Origin of the sequence: Nostoc sp. NMS7 (genome assembly GCF_017115085.1) — a bacterium.
Lineage (GTDB): Bacteria > Cyanobacteriota > Cyanobacteriia > Cyanobacteriales > Nostocaceae > Nostoc.
In genome coordinates, this window is record NZ_JABXKJ010000182.1 from 36,212 (window position 1) to 54,340 (window position 18,129).

Here is an 18,129-nt window from a genome sequence, read left to right on the forward strand (position 1 = left end):
AAAATATACGCTGTAGGGGCAATTCATGAATTGCCCCTACAATTTAAACTACTGCTGGTGTTGCTTTCACAACAAAAATTTTCTCAATCACATCTTCTACTACCTTATCTGGCGTGGAAGCACCAGAAGTAATTCCCACAACAATTTCTCCATCTGGCAACCAATTTTCTGTAGTTATTAACTGCCCATTTAATTGTCGATGTTCAATAGAATATCCTGATTTAAGGCGCTCAACAGTATCAATATGATAAGAAGGAATTCCGCGCTCAAAAGCAATTTGTTGCAATTGAGTAGTATTCGAGGAATTAAACCCACCAATTACTACCATCAAATCTAAATTATGTTGCACCAACTCCAACATGGCATCTTGGCGTTCTTGGGTGGCATCACAGATAGTGTTGAAGCTTTGGAAATGCTGATTTAACTCAATGGGGTTATACTTCTGCAACATAGTCCGCTCAAAAAGCTTACCAATTTGCTCAGTTTCGCCTTTAAGCATTGTAGTTTGGTTTGCAATGCCAACTCTTTCTAAATCTTGATCAGGGTCAAATCCTGCTGAACAAGCTTTAGCAAATTTTGTCAGAAATTCTTCCCGGTTCCCACCATTGATAATATAATCAGCAACATATTCTGCTTCTTGCAAGTTCAAGACAATTAAATATTTGCCCGCAAAAGAACTAGTAGCAACTGTTTCTTCGTGCTTATATTTACCGTGAATAATCGAAGTATAATCAACTTTTTTGTGCTTTTCTACTGTGTTCCAAACTTTAGATACCCAAGGACAAGTTGTATCAACAATTTTGCAGCCTTTGTCGTGAAGTATCTGCATTTCTTGAACGCTAGCCCCAAAAGCGGGTAATATGACGACATCACCAGTTCCCACAACCGAAAAGTCTTTTTGATTTGCTTCAATGGGGATGAATTCTACTTCCATCTCCTGCATTCGCTGATTTACAGAAGGATTGTGGATAATCTCGTTAGTAATCCAAATGTGTTCTGTGGGGAAGTGCTGACGGGTTTCGTAGGCCATTGCCACAGCCCGTTCTACACCCCAGCAAAAGCCAAAAGCTTGTGCTAATCGGATCGTCACATCACCTCGTTGTAGGGTGTAATTGCGATCGCGGATTTCCTGAATCAAGTTACTCTGATACTCAGATTGCAACTGGGTAGCAACTTCTGCTTGATGACCAAAGCCTTTGCGATTGTAATTTTCTGAATGTTGGAGGCTGCGCTTAAAAGCTTTTGTATCCATTATATTTGTCTACTTAAACCACTATTTTTTATTTTCTCGCACCTAGAGGCGATTTATAAGAAAAATGCTGAAAACCCTTTTTCCCCCGAAAAACGTTAACGCTAGGGTTTTAATTCGATATTGCTATAAATCTGCAATGCAGAACGCCAAACTATATAGCCTTCAGGACTTAAGTGTAAGCCATCAGTAGTAAATTCGCGGCGGAGATTACCTTGCTTGTTGGTAAACAGGGGATATAAATCGAGATATTTGACACCTTTTTTGGTAGATATGCTTTGCAGTTGTTGATTCAACTCGTGAATCCGACTATTGGCAACAACCAACAGTTTATCGCGTCCTTTCCAAGTTGCTGACTCTGCCCCATGTGGCAAAATCGATTGGACAACAATTTGCGCTGTCGGATGCACCTTTCGCAGGTAATTGATAATTTGCCGCTGATTATCTAAAATTACCCGATCGCTTATCCCCCCAATTAGGTCATTAATCCCAATCATCACAAAAATCACCTCTGGCCGGGTGCGGTCAAATATCTTTAATCTTTTCAAGAGTCCATTGCTGGTTTCGCCAGAAATTCCTTGATTGAGCCAATTTTTACCTTCGGGTAATAACTCAGGGGGAAACCACAAACTCAGAGAATCTCCCGCCAGTATGGTTAAATGCGGAGTCCGTTGGTCAGCAGCGACGTTGGCTTCTTGCTTGAGGATGTCTACCCACTCTTGGTAAGTGAGTTGGTGATGGCGACCCAAATCAGGTGTAGAAATTTCGGGTGAGTTGTTCAGGTTAATTGACTCCGGGGATGTGATTATCCCCCCAAAAAAAGCGGTCAATCTTTGCTGTTGCCAAATTAGCAGGATGACCGCCAACATGAGGACGCCGTTGGTTAACAGCGATAAAAATGCCCAGATCGGAAAGGTTTTTGCAGAAGTAGACACGACTAGCCAAATTTACCAATTATTTGAATCAAATTTTAACGCTAGCGATCGCAAATTACCTAATTTTAAACTAGGGAGTGGGGGAAGCAAACAGAAAGTTCTTCCCTCCAAACTCCTGTACAGACGCCATTAATCGCGTCTCTCCAAACTCCTGTACAGACGCCATTAATCGCGTCTCTACTCCCCACTCTTTACTGAGTCGGACGATCGCCAAACTCGGAGTTGTAACCTTCTTCACCGTGTTCGTTGATATCCAAACCTTGCAATTCGGCTTCCTCTTTGACTCGCAGCCCGACTGTAGCATCGATAATCTTGAGAATAATCCACGTACCAACACCTGCGATCGCATAAGCAACGACAATTGCTGCTAGTTCAACTCCTAATTCACCCAAATTACCACGTAGCACTCCGTCTTTACCTGCTCCGTTGACTTGAGTCGTGGCAAAGATCGCCGTTAAAATTGCCCCCACTGTACCACCAACGCCATGCACGGGATAGGTATCTAAAGCATCGTCAATTTCTAGCTTGTGCTTGAAACTGATCGCATAGAAGCAAACAAAGGCGGTGATGAAACCAATTAAAATCGCTGATAGCGGTGTGACAAATCCGGCGGCAGGAGTGATGCCCACTAAACCAGCAACGGCTCCGGTAGCTGCTCCCACGGCGGTCGGTTTACCCCGTAAAACTGCTTCCAAAATTACCCACATTAAAGCCGCCGCCGCCGCCCCTGCATTGGTGGCAACAAAGGCTGTTGTTGCCACATTTGTGACTAAGTTCCCAGAAGTTCCACTAGCAGCAGATAAGGCACTCCCAGAGTTGAAACCGAACCAACCAAACCACAGCAAGCTAGCACCCAGCAAAATAAAGGGGACATTGTGCGGCGGGCTAAGGCGATCGGGATGGGTTTTCCGAGGACCAAGGACGATCGCAGCTACTAGGGCGGAAACCCCAGAACTAATATGAACTACTGTGCCACCTGCAAAGTCGAGGGCACCCAAACCACCATACAAACCTAAAAATCCACCTTTCGCCCAGACCATGTGGGCGAGGGGAGCGTAAACAAAGGTTGACCACAGTAGAACAAACAGCGAATAGGCGCGGAAACTCATCCGCTCTACGATCGCCCCAGAAATTAAGGCTGGGGTGATAATCGCAAACATGGCTTGGTAGATCATGAATGCCTGGTGGGGAATCGTTCCGGCATAGGAGACGACTTCCGCCGGGTTTGAGCCTTTGAGATAATCGCTGATCTCTAAGCCAACACCATTCAACCCGAACCATTGCAATCCACCGATGAACGGTAAACCGGGCGCAAAGGCAAGACTATAGCCCCACAGAATCCAGGTGACACCCACGATCGCCATCAACACAAAGCTCATCATCAATGTGTTTAGGACGTTACGCGATCGCACAAATCCACCATAGAAGAATGCTAATCCTGGTGTCATTAGTAGCACCAGTGCTGCTGAAATCAGCATAAATGCTGTATCTCCAGTATCAGCAGTCGGCACAGCAGGGGCTGGCGTTTGGGCAAAAGCATTGCCCATTAGCGGGACTCCCAAAAACAGTAGGGTGATAGCCCCAATCATTACAACTTTCTTCAACACTTGTTTTTCTTCCTAAGTACCAACGAATTGTATTGTTAACTACATTTGATTACTTTTATTGACACATTTTTGTCTTGAAAGATACTTAACCATAATTTTCTGGAAATGTTAACAAAAATATAATCCTGATTGTAGTTGCCGAGATTTAAATAAAATTTTCAGTTACTTATTGTTACAACTAAGCTGAAAAACATCTAATTTGCATTATTACTTACGCAAAACTACACGCGGTAGGGGCAATTCATGTAGCTTTAGCTGACCGAACGGCTTTAACGAAGTAGAGCCGTGGGAGTATCTCAATTAAGTTCTGGGTGCAAACATGATAATTAAAACACTCACGAAAGCTAAACAAGCTCCGATGAGGTCGTAGCGGTCTGGAGTTACCCCGTCTACCTTCCAACCCCAAAGCATTGCCATTGCGATAAACACGCCACCGTAAGCCGCATACACTCTGCCAAAATTTGCCGATTGGAGAGTTGCAATAATCCCATAGAAAGCTAAAGCAATTCCCCCCAATATGCCCCACCAGAAGGGCTTCCCTTCACGCAACCACAACCAGATCAAGTAGCCGCCGCCGATTTCAAATAAACCAGCCCACAAAAAATACAGCAGGGACTTAATCATTTGACCGATTTTTGAATAAGCCGAACTCAGTGAAATTACGCTAACACTTTTAACTAAACTCTTGTCATTAATTAAAGTAAGTTTGTTGAACTGGGCATTGGGCATTGCTTATTTCCTTCCCCCCTGCTTCTTCCCCAGTTCCCATATAGATAAGGCTTAAGGATGAAAGCACCATTACCTGATAACGAAGCACAGAGAATCGAGACGCTTTTGGAGTATAAGATTCTTGATACGCCATCTGAAGCCGCTTTTGACGACCTCACCCATTTAGCCTCCTATATTTGTCAAACTCCTATTGCCTTAATTAGCTTAGTTGATACAAATCGTCAGTGGTTCAAGTCAAAAGTCGGAATGGAAGCCCGAGAAACACATCGAGATTTGGCATTCTGTGCCCATGCTATTTTACAGCCTGATGTTTTGATTGTGCCTGATACAACAGATGACGAACGGTTCGCTACAAACCTACTGGTAACATCTGATCCAAATATTCGGTTTTATGCTGGTGTACCTCTGAATAACCCTGAGGGATACGCCCTCGGAACCCTATGTGTAATTGACTACGTACCACGAGAACTTAGTCCAGAACAAGTGGAGGGATTACGAGCTTTGGGTCGTCAAGTCATGAAGCAACTGGAATTGCGCCGAAATTTAACAAGTTTGGTACTTGTTACCAAGAAAGGCAAACAGGCGCAGAAGGTACGCAAGCAGTTTTTCCAAAAGATTGCGGCAGGTTTTGGTTTGGCGGCGGTAATTTTAGTTCTGATTGGCGGGGTTTCTTATCAAAATATAATAAAATCTACTAATAATCGTAGTATAGCCAAAAAAACATACCAAAAAATCAGAAGTCTAGACCAACTAGTGTTCCAGATCAAGAATGCCCAAACTGGACAAAATAGTTACATTGTTAGTGGAGAAAAAATTTATTTAAAACCTTATCAAACAGCACTTAATAACGTCGATCAAGAAATTGCCAAGCTGAAGAGTTTAACAGCAGATCAACCGAACCAACGACAGCAGATCGCAACGCTTGAATCTCTGGTAACGGCTAAAGTTACTGAACTAAAACAGACTATCAAGTTGCGCCAGAACAAGGGATTAGAATCGGCGTTGCAAGTATTACTGAGAAATGATAAACAAAATCTCATGGATGATATCGACAAGATCATCAATGAGATCAAAAACGAAGAAATGGAGCGGCTTCAGCAACTGTTACAAGCAGGAAGGGTTCGGACTCGCAACACAATTCTGACACTTGCGATCGCTATCTGTCTAAGTTTTATCGTTCTTGCTGTAGTCTACTACTTGATCTATCGTGAGGTGAGTGAGCGCAAAAGAACAGAAGAAACCTTAAACCAAGAACGCAACTTTATCTCAGCAGTCCTGAATACAGCCAGCGCGTTGGTAATAGTTCTCGATTCTCAAGGGCAAATCGTTCGCTTCAATCAAGCTTGTGAGCAAACAACAGGTTACTCCTTCGATGAGGTGAGGGGTAGGTATTTCTGGAACTTATTTATAATTCCTGAAGAGGTGGAGCCTGTCAAAGCAGTTTTTGAGCAATTGAAAGTTGGTAGAGGCTTGCTGAAGTACGAAAACTATTGGCTAATGAAGGATGGCAGTCGCCGACTGATTGCCTGGTCAGATACCACCTTAACAGACTATGAAGGAGCGGTGGAATACATTGTTAGGACCGGCATTGACATCACGGATATTTCCGACGAGCTGCGCTTACGCAAACGATCTGAACGGCTTCTGAGTGTACAATATGCTGTAACCCAAGTTTTAGCAGATTCCGCTACGACGGGCGAAGCCACTCACCAAATCCTGCAAGGAATCTGCGAGAGTTTGGGATGGGATTTGGGTGAAATTTGGATGGTAGATCAGGAAGCAAATGTGCTGCGTTTCCTCGATACATGGCATAAAGCATCCTTTGAGGTGCAAGAGTTTGAAACACTGAATCGGCAAACCACGTTTCCCCCAGGAATTGGACTACCTGGTGGTGTTTGGGCGAGTTGTGAACCTGTTTGGATTGCTGATGTCGTTAAAGAACTCAGTTTCTCCCGCTTCCAAATCAGCGATCAAGTACAACTACACGCAGCCTTCGGTTTTCCGATCCGCATCGGTAACAAAATCCTCGGTGTGATTACCTGCTTCAACCAGGAAATCCAGCCACCTGACCAAGATTTGATCAAAACGATGAATTCTATCGGTGAGCAAGTGGGGCAGTTTATCCAGCGTAAACAGGGTGAAGAAGAAATACAACGCCAAAACTTGCGATCGCAACTATTTACCGAAATCACCCTGAAGATTCGCCAGTCTTTGCAAATCGAAGAAATTCTCCAAATCACTGTCCAGGAGATGCAAAAGATTCTCCAAGCCGACCGAGTTTTGATCTATCAGTTTTTACCCGATGAATCTGTAACCACCGTTGTTGAAGCTGTAGTTTCTGGCTTACCAGCAATTAAAGAGGAAAATATCACCCTCCCCTACTTTCAAGCCGAATATCTCCAACAGTACTATCTACAGCAGTACCGTCAAGGACGGATTTTGGGGCTAGCTAATTTGGACTTGCCGGAACTTGAACAAAGCCATCTGGAATTAATGCAACAGTTTGGGGTCAAATTCAATTTGGTTGTGCCCATTCTGGTGAAAGAAGAACTTCGCGGTTTACTCGTAGTTCATCAGTCTTATAATTTCCACCAATGGTCTAGCTTTGAAACTCATCTTTTGCGCGAAATAGCCGACCAAGTGGGTATTGCCTTAGCCCAAGCCGAACTATTAGCAGTACAAACTCGTCAGCGACAAGAACTTGAAATTGCCTATCGCCAAGCCGAAATGGCTTCTCAGATGAAAAGTGCCTTTTTGGCGAATATGAGTCATGAAATTCGCACTCCGATGAATGCTGTATTGGGAATGACCGGTTTAATGTTAGATACTCCCTTAGATGCAGAACAGCGAGATTTTATTGAAACAATTCGTAGTAGTGGAGATGCCCTTTTAAGTTTAATCAACGAGATTTTGGATCTTTCCAAACTTGAGGCTGGAGAGATGGCTCTCGAAACTCTAGATTTTGACCTATCCACTTGTGTAGAAGAAGTGGTGGAATTATTGGCTCCTTCAGCCTATAACAAGGGATTAGAAATTGCCGCACTGATTGAACACAACGTTCCCATTTACCTCAAAGGAGATTCTGGTAGGCTGCGGCAAATTCTGATGAACTTAATCAGCAACGCGATCAAGTTCACCAGCGCTGGCCAAGTATTAGTGCAAGCCGAATTGCGTACGCTTTCCTCTACTACAGCCACCATCCATTTTGCGATCGCAGATACGGGTCTTGGCATTAGTCCTGAAGACCAACGCAAACTCTTTATGCCATTTACCCAAGTGGATGCTTCTACGACTCGCAAATATGGTGGTACCGGTTTGGGATTAGCCATCTGTAAACAACTTATAACCTTGATGGGAGGAGTGATTGGGATAGAAAGTCAGATGGGGAAAGGATCTAATTTTTGGTTTGAGGTGCTTTTTCCGAAGCAAGTTGAGCCTGTTTTGCCAAAATCCGATGGCTTGTCTGCGACACGCTACGCAAATACCAACGCCAAGGGCGATCGCGGACTTTTGCACAATCGCCGCTTGTTAGTGGTGGATCATAACACTACTAATTACAAAATTATCTCCCATCAAGCGACTCATTGGGGAATGCAGGTAGATTACGCTAAGAGTGTTGCTGCTGCCCTGAAAGTTATTCAAGAAACTGGTGAGCAGGGTAAATCATATCATGTCGTCTTAGTTAATATGCAAATACCCAAAATAAATGGGATGACAATAGGCCAACAAATTAAAGCCAATTCGGCAATTGCTGAGATACCTTTGATTATGCTCACCTCTAGTAATCACCGGGATGAAGTGCAGCAGGCGCTGAAAATCGGAATTGCTGCTTATTTGGTCAAACCCATTAAGGCATCACGACTCCTGAATACGCTCATAACTACTTTACAAACTCAGCCGGAATCAGAACAAGAGGCTAGAGACTGGAGGCTAGAGTCTACTGAAGAAATCCAGAGTAGAGATTCAAGCATTCTTACTTCCGTTTACCCTAACCCTTCTACTCAATTCAAGTTAAGAATTCTGCTAGCAGAAGATAATTTAGTGAATCAGAAAGTAGCCTTGAAGCAACTCCAGAGTTTGGGCTACAAAGCCGATGTCGTTGCGAATGGAAAGGAAGTTTTACAGCTATTAGAAAAAATTCCTTACGATTTGATTTTAATGGATTGCCAAATGCCAATTCTCGACGGTTTGGAAACCACAAAAGAAATTCATCGTTGGCAAGAGGATGCTTTTGTCTTGCGTCGTCGTCCTGTGGTGATTGCGATGACGGCTAATGCGATGAAAGAAGACGAACAATTGTGTCTCAATGCCGGAATGGACGACTATTTGAGTAAGCCAGTGTTTAAAGAAAAATTGGCTACAACTCTAGAGCATTGGACAGGCGTGATTCTCTCAAAGCAAGAGGCAGTTGTGTTTGAACAGACAGTTTCCCCTGACCTCGCAATTGATTGGGAACACTTGCATCGAATATCGGGAAATGATCAAGAATTTGAATTAAATCTATTGCAAATATGCGTTGAAGATATGAAACCCCGTTTAGAGATAATTAAAACAGCGATCGCATCTCATGACTTTGGGCAAATTGTGCGAGAAACTCATCACTTTAAAGGTGCTAGTGCCAACATTGGAGCCACAACTATGTACCTAGTAGCTGACAAATTAGAACAATTGGCTTACTGTCAAGAGCGTAGAGGTACTATCAACTTAGTTTCAGAATTAGAAGAATTTCTCAACCGAATTCAAGACTTTTTAAACAGAAGGAAAGCAATAAATAACACTTTATTAGCAATTAAAAATGATGCGGCATAAACCCCCAACTAAGGTTTGACCCTCACTCCCAGCCCCTCTCCCAATTTTGGGAGAGGGGAGCAAATTATCTAGTTCCCCGAATCCCAAGTTGGGATTCGGGGTTAGGGGATGAGGGCAAAACGTCTTCTCAAAGCAGATTTTTTCTGAAGTTGACACCAATGATTCATGAATTGCCCCTACGTGAATAAAGCGCAGCCTCACATAGAATTGGTATTACTTATAAGCCGATTGCAGCATTTGCACGAAGGAAAACCTCTCCAGCAATTTTAAAGGACAGGTTTGCTGATATAGTAGCTGATACCGTCAGTACTTGGTGATTTTATAATTATTCCAGAGGTATTTGTGATGAAACGCTTAATCTACATCATCCCCGTTACTGCAATTGGCTTACTGACATTGGTAGGATGCAACAGCGCTCAAGAATCTGCTACCCAGACTCCTGCTGCAACTGAAACTACTGCGGCAACAACAGTATCCAAAACTCCTGGTGCTACGCAGGGAGGTTTTGGTACTTTGGTCAGTGTAGTTTCAAATACAAAAACTGCGGTGTCAGCCGGAAAGTTTGACAAAGCTCAACAGGAATTTGATAAGTTTGAAAATTCTTGGTCTAAGGTTGAGGATGGTGTCAAAACTAAATCTTCAAAAACCTATAATGCGATCGAAGATGCTGCAACCCAGGTGAAGGGTGCGCTGAAAGCAAAAGATAAAGCGAAAGCTCTTAAGGGGTTACAAACACTTGACACAAATATCGCCACTGTTTCTAAAGGTTAATTAACATATCACCAGGAGTCAAAAGACAGTAAAAAAACAAGCTTTAAATCTGACTTTGAAATAAATAGTTCTGTACCTCATCAAGTTGCATGCGATAGTTTCCACTGGAGAATTTGAATAATGCGTTCATTTCGCAAGTACCACCGGACTCTAGCAATTATTTTAGCTTTACCGCTTGCTTTAACATTGTTAACTGGGATTGCGGTTACGCTGGTAGGTGAGTGGTCAGCTAATCTTGGAGTTCCGCGTAGTCTACTGCTTTCAATTCATCGTGGTGAAATCTTCGGTTTAGGGGGAATCTACCCGATTTTGAACGGACTAGGACTATTGGGGTTGTTGGTTACTGGATTAAGTATGACTAGTTTGTTTGGCAGGAAAAGGCCAAAATCCGAGAGGGATTAGAAAAGACATAACTTTACTCAATCCATGCCAATGCGTGCCTACGCTGTACACACAAGTCTCTCCACAATTTACGGTTTATCCAATAGCTCAAATAAACCTCACCCTGGTTCTGCTACGCAAAACCTGTCCCTCTCCGTGAGTTCGGAGAGGGATGTCTGTTAGGACAGGGTGAGGTTTTTGTTTTTATACTACGCAAAACCTGTCCCCCTGCTCGCTTGCCTACAGTTGAGCATGAATTCTTATTGGATTTTCCACTCTCTTTTGCCCCCTCAAATCCCTTCCCCTACAGGACTTACGCAACTGGCACAGTGCGATCGCCATTTTATAGTATTTTGGCTCAACCAAGTTGAGATTGAGTTATCCGTTTTATCTCGTCAATCTTTAAGCTTCGGGTTGGGTGGTTATAATTCACTCAAGACTGTAAGGATTCATAATTGTAACTGGTGTCAGTTTAAAATCATCAACATTGCGGGTAACTATGTGCCTCATAAAGGCCGAAAACCGCTATAAATTTAGAATAACGAACCGCGTTCGCGGAGATCAAAGGAAGAGAGATGAGAAGAGAAGAGTTTGATGTGGGTGAGTATGTTGACCAAATGGGGTTGTTGTTGGATTTGGAGTTAAGAGATGAGTATCGTGATGGTGTGGTGGCAAATTTTGAGAGAATTAGGGCGATCACTAATCTTGTAAATGAGTTTCCCCTACCAGAGGATATTGAAGTTGCACCAGTTTTTCAACCATGAATGATGCTGTATCAATAGCTGCTGCTGTGCGTGAAGGTAAAGTTAGCGCGGTGGAAGTTACTCAGGCTGCGATCGCCCGAATCGCCGCGTGGGATAATCAACTCAACTGTTTTACGGCTGTGACTGCTGAAACAGCTTTAACAGATGCAGCCCGCATTGACACCGAAATTGCCCAAGGTAATAATCCGGGAACGCTGGCTGGTGTGCCTTTTGCGGTGAAAAATCTCTTCGATATCGCTGGTTTAACGACTCTGGCGGGATCAAAAATTAATGCAGAAAATCCAGCTGTTAAACAAGATGCAACAGCAGTGGCGAAGCTGAAACAAGCGGGTGCTGTGCTAGTTGGCGCTTTGAATATGGATGAGTACGCATACGGGTTTGTGACGGAAAACTCCCATTACGGTGCTACTCACAACCCCCATGATTTACAGCGAGTTGCTGGTGGTTCATCGGGTGGTTCGGCGGCGGCTGTTGCTGCTGGGTTAGTACCCCTGACGCTGGGTTCTGATACTAATGGTTCTATTCGCGTTCCGGCGGCGTTGTGTGGTGTTTTTGGTTTCAAGCCAACTTATGGACGCTTATCTCGTGCTGGGGTAGCTTTATTTTCTAGCAGTTTTGACCATATTGGATCTTTTGCGCGTTCAGTGCAGGATATCGCCACGGTGTTTGATGTCCTTCAAGGAGAAGACGATCGCGATCCAATTTGTACAAAGCGTCCGCCTGAATTGGTTTTATCACAACTTAAACAAGATATTTCTGATATTAGAATTGCGATCGCAGCTGATTATTTCACCAAAGGCGCAGAACTGGAAGCTTTAGCAGCAGTCCAAAAAGTAGCTGATGCAATAGAAGTCACTGAATACGTAACCATACCAGAAGCACACCGCGCCCGTGCAGCAGCTTTTGTGATTACAGCTAGCGAGGGTGCAAATCTGCATTTGGATAAATTGCAAAGTCGTCCTCAAGATTTTGATCCAGCGACACGCGATCGCTTTTTGGCTGGGGCGTTAATTCCTAGTAGCTGGTATCTCCAAGCACAACGGTTTAGAAGATGGTACCGCGATCGCATTCGGGAAGTTTTTCAAAATGTGGATGTAATTCTTGCCCCAACAACACCAATTTCCGCGCCGCTAATTGGTCAACAAACGATGATTTTGGATGGCGAAGAAATTCTTGTCCGTCCTCATTTAGGACTATTTACTCAACCATTATCTTTTATCGGTTTACCTGTTTTATCAGTACCAATTCAGCGCCCAAATGCCTTACCTTTAGGTGTGCAATTGATCGCAGCACCATATAATGAAGCGTTAATTTTACGGGTTGCGGCTGCGTTAGAGGCAAAAGGTGTAGTTTTAGCACCAGTGATTTTCAAGGCTATCAACTAAAACTAATCCTTTGAAAATCGCTATTTTACTTGAGAGCGATCGCACGAGCATATATCCACTACTTTGCTGTATCGGCTGACAAATTTTAACATAATACATTAAGAACCCTCAACTTTTTAGAAGTAAACTTGAAGTTGTGGTTCATACAACTTAAGCTGTGGTTACAAACGCTGATGTTGTTATAAGTAAACTTGAAGTTGTGGTTAATATAACTTAAGCTGTGGTTATAGATAGTGAAGCTGTGGTTAATACAACTTAAGCTGTGGTTATAAATACTCAAGCATCTATAGAGAATCAGGATCTACACCGAGCGATCGCAACCTTTCTGCTAATAATTGGGCGCGTTGTTGGGCTTGCTGGGCTTCTTGTTGGGCAAGTTTTGCCTGTTCTTCTGGTGTTAAAAGCCTTTCCCCTTGCTGATTATACCAATATAACCACTCGCGCGGAATGCCTAAATAAGTTCCCCGTTCCATACCAATTCCTAAACCAATCTCTGGTAGCCAAACGGGATTTTCATCTTGTAATTGATAGAGATTATTAACCAATTTGTAAACTTCTAATCGGGCTTTGCGGCGACGAGTCGGGTTATAGACGACATAATATAAAATCCCTAGTTTTGCATACTCTTGCTTCTTAGTTGAGTATTCACCGCGATATTTTCTAGATACCACTTCCAGCGTTAATATTGGGACTTTCCTCTCTTCCCAAAGCACATAACTGGGGCGGAGGTTTTCATCATAAAATCGCTCAACGCCCAGACTCAAAAACCCATCTGGTACTATCGGCGGTAAATCTGGGTGATAATAAATACCCATATCAACGCCAAAAAACCAATCCATCCGATCTGCCCAAGCCATAGCCAATATAGCCTTGAGTAAACCGGGAATCAAATCTTGTAATTCATTATCCAGAGGAGTATCGTCAGAGTCTGGCAGTTCCTCAGAAGAGGGCAAGCAAGCTAATGGATCGTACTCTAACATGATGAATTTACCGATTCTCTGAATAATTCGATCATAATGCGATCTTCAACTTTTTCTGACCTCTCCCCTTTTAGACTACCGTGTACACATAAGGCCAAAGAAACCTCACCCTGGTTCTGCTACGCAAAACCTGTCCCTCTCCTTGGTAAGGAGAAGGATGTTCGTTAGGACAGGGTGCAATACGGTTCGGATAAGGTTTTTTGATGACACGCCGCTAATCACAAAGACGCGATAAATCGCCGTCTTTACAATAATCAGTCCTTTGTCTTGACGGCGATTTATCGCGTCTCTTGCCTTAACCGAACCGTATTGGGACAGGGTGAGGTTTTTGGGTAATTCTTGGTGCTAATTAAGACTTAATATTGAGATTCTATCCAAGGGTGACGGACATTATACATCATAAATTTTTGTTGCAAATAGTACGGTCTATCCCTAGCGTAAAGTGGACAATTTGACAATCTTTAATACTAAAACTACTTGGCGTATAGTCATAATCTGTCCGCACGCAACAAGAACGCAAGACACCTAATATATGGTTCGAGAACTCGAAAGAAAACGCCAGAGTGCAAAGTTTCCCGAAACTGCACCGGCTGCTAATCCCGTATTTTTTAGAACCTATAGCCGCCGTACAAAGGCGGGACTAAGGGAAACATGGGATGAGGTGTGCGATCGCACTCTACTCGGCTTAATCAAGCTGGGGAAGCTAACTCAACAAGAAGCTGCCATACTCGATCGGATGCAGCGCAACTTGAAAGCTATGCCAAGTGGACGCTGGCTATGGGTTGGTGGTACAGACTGGATAAGCAAACCAAAGAACTTTTCCGGCGCTTATAATTGCACCTCTACCAATTTAGAAGACTGGAGTGCCTTCGGATTAATGATGGATTTGGCAATGATGGGCTGTGGTACTGGAGCCGTCCTAGAACCACAATTTATTAACAAGTTGCCCCCCATCCGTAATCATTTGAATGTCACTGTACAAGGTGAAATTGGTAGCGCTCCTCAACAAGATCGGCGTGAATATACTGAAACTCATATAGAAGGCAACAGCGTCACTATTCACGTTGGAGATAGCCGTGAAGGTTGGGTTGAATCATATCAAGCCCTGTTGGAACTCTCCACTAATGAACACTTTTCAACAGCAGTTGAAGTATTAGTTGATATCAGCGATGTACGCAAAGCAGGAGAAACTCTTAACGGCTTTGGAGGAGTTGCTAATCCGGTTAAATTACCCGGACTTTATCAGCGTTGTGCATCTATTCTCAATAAAGCTGTAGGACGACAATTAAATTCAATTGAATGCTGTTTGTTAATCGATCAAGCTGCTGTCACAATTGTTGCTGGTAATATTCGCCGCTGTCTACCTGAAGATGCCTTAGTTCATACTTCTAAAGGTCTTATTCCCATTTGCGATGTCCAAGTGGGTGACTTAGTACAAACTCCTTTAGGATTTCGGCGAGTTGTTGATAAATTTGACCAAGGATTTCAGGATGTCTATGAAATTGAAACTAATGCGACTTACCCTAGAGCAACTTTAAACCACAGACAAGCAGTTCTTGCAAATGCTCAGGGGGAAATTACCTGGAAGTCCATTGCAAGTCTAGTTGAGGGCGATCGCCTACTGCACAACACACAAGTTCTACCTGGTACAGTTACCCATCTACCTGCTGATTTTACTGAATCTCGACCCTCAAACAGTCGTACAGCTAAGTCGTTTGTAATTCCCGAATTGACAGCTGAGATTGCTTGGCTAATTGGGTTAACCCACGGTGACGGCTATATTGCTCTCGGTCGCAATAAGTATGATAAGCCCTATAGTCGTGTTGAATGGGCAATGAATAGTTTAGATACGGAACTCACAGCTAGAGTTAAAGCCAAAATAGATGCTGCTTTAGCTTTATTTGGATTGACTGCTACTCATGGCATCATCAAGGGTGAAAACACTGCCAAATCAATCTGCTCATCTATTCGACTAGCTGAGTACTTCTACCGCTATATCAAGCAGCCTAATATTTCCCTAGCAATTCCTAGTTTTATTTTGCAGGGTTCAGTAGATATCAGGGCGGCTTATCTAGCTGGATTAATGGACAGTGATGGTGCTGTGAATAACCGACCTCCTCACTTAGTTACCTCAGTCTATCGGTCATTTATTAGACAAGTTAGTGCAGTTTTATCCAGTTTGGCGATCGCTGGCAGAATTAGCATTACCCATCCACAACAGGAAACATGGCAAGTTAAGTACAGCCTCACAATACCAGCCCTCAAAGAGCGTTACAACGCACTTATTGCACCACATTCAGTTAAAGGGTGTGTGAAAAAAGGATTGAAAATGTATGGTTTCACCCTCCCCGGTGCAATCATGCGGGAGGCTTATACCTATAGCGAAATGCGAGATATGGGATTCCAAGGTTCTCGCACTGTTGATGCCAATTATGAACGCTATATCGTTGAAGCTGATATCTCGCTAGATATTCCAGTTAGTGTTAAAGGATTGGGCAGTTATGATCATGTCCACACTTACGATATTGAAGTCGAAGAAGCTCATTGTTTCTATTGTGATGGCTATCTGACACATAATAGCGCTGGCATGAGGCAAGGTTCTAGCGAAGATAGTTTGTTCGCCGATGCCAAAGATAACTTATGGCAGCAGGATGAAAATGGCAACTGGCGAATCGATCCAGAGCGTGATGCACTTAGGATGGCAAATCATACGAGAGTTTTTCACCGCAAGCCAACATTAGAAGAATGTATTGATGCTGTCCGCAAACAATATTATAGTGGCGAGGGAGCGATTCAATGGGCTGGTGAAGCTGTGGCGCGATCGAACATTGATTTGCTACCAACACAAGCTTTGAAAGTTGAGTTTTTACAAGCTTATGAACAAGGAACAGCAAAACAGTGGTTACAGGAACGCTATTCAAATCTTGATGCTAATGAGCTAGAACATCGTTTAGCTCGCTATGGGCTAAATCCGTGTGGTAAGTGATTTTGCCTCACGTTAAAAACCTCGCAAAAACGGGGAAAGCTGAGATGCTAATCCCGTGGTAATCAAAGGAATTAAAAAGTCTTTGACACCGTACAGCGTAGAGAGTGGAACTAGATGACATCAGAAATTTGTGTCTAGAATATAATCTCTCCAAGAGTGCGGGGGTAGATGTGAAAAAAACTTTTATTATCTGAAGTCACATCTGCAAAAGGTACGCGGAGCTACTGCGAATAATCAAGCAGTAGAACTAGGGGATAAAAAGCTTCTAGGGTAACAAATATGGAAATCATCGGGAGTAACTTCCACTGCAATTTGTCTGAGGTTCACCTCAATCAAATTGACCCACATAACTACAAAGAACAGGAAGAGGCTTTCACTGCTGGGGCGCTATCTGTAGCAGCACTTTTAAATCACAAATTCTTAGAACCACGCTATCAATATAGCCGTGAATTAGACCCGATTGTCGGAGTTTCTTTTACAGGTTTATTTGATTTCTTCGTTCATGCTTTTGGTGTTGATTGGCTGCGCTGGTGGGAAAAAGGAAGACCTGCGACTGCACAAGGATTAGCTTTCAAACGTGAGGAAGAAAAATATCTAAGTTCCTGGAGAGATATTGTACATCGGGTGGTTTGGGATTATTGCGATCGCCACAATCTCAAACGTCCAAATCGCTGTACCACAGTCCAACCCAGTGGCACCAAGGCTTTATTAACTAATGCTAGTTCAGGATGGCATCCCCCGAAAGCCCAAAGATTTATTCGCCGCATCACCTTCGGCAAAAATGACCCAGTAGCCTTAGCTTGTATTGACTATGGTTACAATGTCATTCCCTCTCAATCAGACAAAGATGAACAGGGGAATTTGCTTAACGACCCCTTTGATTCACGGGTGAGTGAGTGGTTAGTAGAAATCCCTGTTTCTGTAACTTGGGCTGATTTACCAGGTGCCGATGAAATCGATGTTTCTAAGTTTCCAGTTTTAGCCCAATTTGATTTTGTCCTCCAGGTTCAACGTTGGTATGTGACTCACAACACATCAGCTACTTTAGAACTTCGCTCTGATGAAATCGAACCTTTGGCAGAGCGTATCTATGAAACTATCCAAAATGATCAAGGATATATTTCAGCCGCTCTTTTAGCCCGTTTTGATGACTTGCAATCATTCCCACGTTTACCATTTGAACCAATAGATAAATCAACCTACGATCGCTTGACTCAAGAAGTGAAAACACGGCGCAAAACAGATGATTTCTGTGCAGTCTTAAGCCGCTACGATTCCGGCGAAATGTCAGAGGCTGGCCCTAGTGGTTGTGACTCTGATAAATGTATGTTTCCCGATCAGCAACCAAGCTCATAAGGTGAAATGACTATCAACTTCGGATAGTCACTATTAAAAAGCAGTGGTTTTATATAAAACCACTGCTTTTTATATAAATAGGACTTACGCAAAACTACATACTGTAGGGGCAATTCATCTAGACTTTCAAGAAACACTTGACGTAAAGCTTATGTAGAAAGGGTTTGATAAAATTAA

General features: G+C 43.2%; 10 protein-coding genes and 2 pseudogenes. 7 read left to right on the top strand and 5 right to left on the bottom strand.

Annotated elements, in window-relative coordinates:
- Positions 1-43: 43 nt before the first annotated feature.
- The 4 genes from HWQ38_RS19975 to HWQ38_RS19990 all read right to left on the bottom strand — a co-directional run bounded on the left by HWQ38_RS19975 (position 44) and on the right by HWQ38_RS19990 (position 4,415).
- Positions 44-1,252 carry a 4-hydroxy-3-methylbut-2-enyl diphosphate reductase gene (locus HWQ38_RS19975; RefSeq protein WP_292796842.1) on the bottom strand — a complete coding sequence of 403 codons (1,209 nt, stop codon included), beginning with the start codon at positions 1,250-1,252 and terminating at the stop codon, positions 44-46.
- A 101-nt stretch (positions 1,253-1,353) separates the two neighbouring features.
- Entirely contained in the window at positions 1,354-2,184 is an 831-nt protein-coding gene (locus tag HWQ38_RS19980) for an SGNH/GDSL hydrolase family protein (RefSeq protein ID WP_292796844.1), read from the bottom strand.
- 191 nt (positions 2,185-2,375) lie between these two features.
- Positions 2,376-3,791: an ammonium transporter gene (locus HWQ38_RS19985; RefSeq protein ID WP_292796846.1), complete on the bottom strand. Its 1,416-nt coding sequence runs from the start codon at positions 3,789-3,791 to the stop codon at positions 2,376-2,378.
- Between the two features lie 300 nt (positions 3,792-4,091).
- The gene (locus HWQ38_RS19990; protein ID WP_292796871.1) at positions 4,092-4,415 is read right to left on the bottom strand and encodes a YnfA family protein; all 324 of its coding nucleotides are present in this window, start codon (positions 4,413-4,415) and stop codon (positions 4,092-4,094) included.
- 162 nt (positions 4,416-4,577) lie between these two features.
- Between HWQ38_RS19990 and HWQ38_RS19995 the strand changes: the two genes are divergently transcribed.
- From HWQ38_RS19995 to HWQ38_RS20015, 5 genes are all read left to right on the top strand, one after another.
- Complete coding sequence (locus HWQ38_RS19995) at positions 4,578-9,329, top strand: GAF domain-containing protein (protein WP_292796848.1); 4,752 nt, start codon at positions 4,578-4,580, stop codon at positions 9,327-9,329.
- A gap of 345 nt (positions 9,330-9,674) precedes the next feature.
- Complete coding sequence (locus tag HWQ38_RS20000) at positions 9,675-10,100, top strand: DUF4363 family protein (protein WP_292796850.1); 426 nt, start codon at positions 9,675-9,677, stop codon at positions 10,098-10,100.
- Positions 10,101-10,220: 120 nt separating this feature from the next.
- On the top strand, positions 10,221-10,502 hold the full coding sequence (locus tag HWQ38_RS20005) for a peptidase (RefSeq protein WP_292796852.1): 282 nt from the start codon (positions 10,221-10,223) through the stop codon (positions 10,500-10,502).
- A gap of 554 nt (positions 10,503-11,056) precedes the next feature.
- The gene (locus HWQ38_RS20010; protein ID WP_292796854.1) at positions 11,057-11,245 is read left to right on the top strand and encodes a DUF4089 domain-containing protein; all 189 of its coding nucleotides are present in this window, start codon (positions 11,057-11,059) and stop codon (positions 11,243-11,245) included.
- The gene (locus HWQ38_RS20015; RefSeq protein WP_292796856.1) at positions 11,242-12,630 is read left to right on the top strand and encodes an AtzE family amidohydrolase; all 1,389 of its coding nucleotides are present in this window, start codon (positions 11,242-11,244) and stop codon (positions 12,628-12,630) included. The genes HWQ38_RS20010 and HWQ38_RS20015 overlap by 4 nt, the downstream gene beginning before the upstream one ends.
- Before the next feature lie 284 nt (positions 12,631-12,914).
- On the opposite strand, the gene HWQ38_RS20020 is transcribed toward HWQ38_RS20015, so the two are convergent.
- Positions 12,915-13,610, bottom strand: a complete 696-nt coding sequence (locus HWQ38_RS20020) for a Uma2 family endonuclease (protein ID WP_292796858.1) — start codon at positions 13,608-13,610, stop codon at positions 12,915-12,917.
- 532 nt (positions 13,611-14,142) lie between these two features.
- Between HWQ38_RS20020 and HWQ38_RS20025 the strand changes: the two are divergent.
- A pseudogene (locus HWQ38_RS20025) lies at positions 14,143-16,593 on the top strand (LAGLIDADG family homing endonuclease); the annotation flags it as partial.
- Positions 16,594-16,878: 285 nt separating this feature from the next.
- A pseudogene (gene nrdJ, locus HWQ38_RS20030) lies at positions 16,879-17,952 on the top strand (ribonucleoside-triphosphate reductase, adenosylcobalamin-dependent); the annotation flags it as partial.
- Between the last annotated feature and the right edge of the window lie 177 nt (positions 17,953-18,129).